This window comes from Neisseria sp. P0021.S007 (assembly GCF_051956855.1).
The window spans coordinates 1-495 of the sequence record NZ_JBQCXA010001345.1; the positions used below are offsets into that span (position 1 = coordinate 1).

Sequence of the window (495 nt, forward strand, 5' to 3'; positions counted from 1 at the left end):
GACAATAGGTGTCGCGCCGGATGCGTCTTTGTACACGCCGATGCCGAGATTGACTTTTTCGGGACGGGTTTCGGCTTTAAACGCTTCGCCCAAACCTAAAATCGGATCAGCAGGAGCAGCTTCGATATGCTTGAAGAACATGATTTTTCTCTTTACAAGTAGTAAAACGGTTGAAAAAATACAAATTTATGTAATTTTACGCCGTTTCGGGCCGTCTGAAAACGGATTATTACAGGGTTTTAACGCAAGATTGCCAACAAATCCAAAGGCGTGGCAATACGGAAATCGGCAAGCCAGTTTTCGGTTTGGTCTTCGGCAGAAATATAGCCCCAATCGGCAAGCACGGTTGTCATCCCGGCATTCTTGCCTGCCTGCATATCGCGCTCGGCATCGCCGACATAAAAACATCGCCGCGCTTCGACACCCATCTGTTCGCACGCATAAAACATGGGCTTCACGCTGGGCTTAGGTTCATCGCAAGTATCGCCGCTGACA

The 495-nt window shown here is 48.7% G+C and carries 1 protein-coding gene and 1 pseudogene; both read right to left on the reverse strand.

Annotated features, from left to right (window positions below; all coding sequences use genetic code 11):
• A pseudogene (locus ACTHUR_RS19080) lies at nt 1–141 on the reverse strand (aminotransferase class I/II-fold pyridoxal phosphate-dependent enzyme); the annotation flags it as partial.
• 98 nt (nt 142–239) lie between these two features.
• Nucleotides 240–495, reverse strand: a 256-nt coding sequence (locus ACTHUR_RS19085) for an HAD family hydrolase (protein ID WP_440400344.1), incomplete at its 5' end; no start/stop codon positions are given.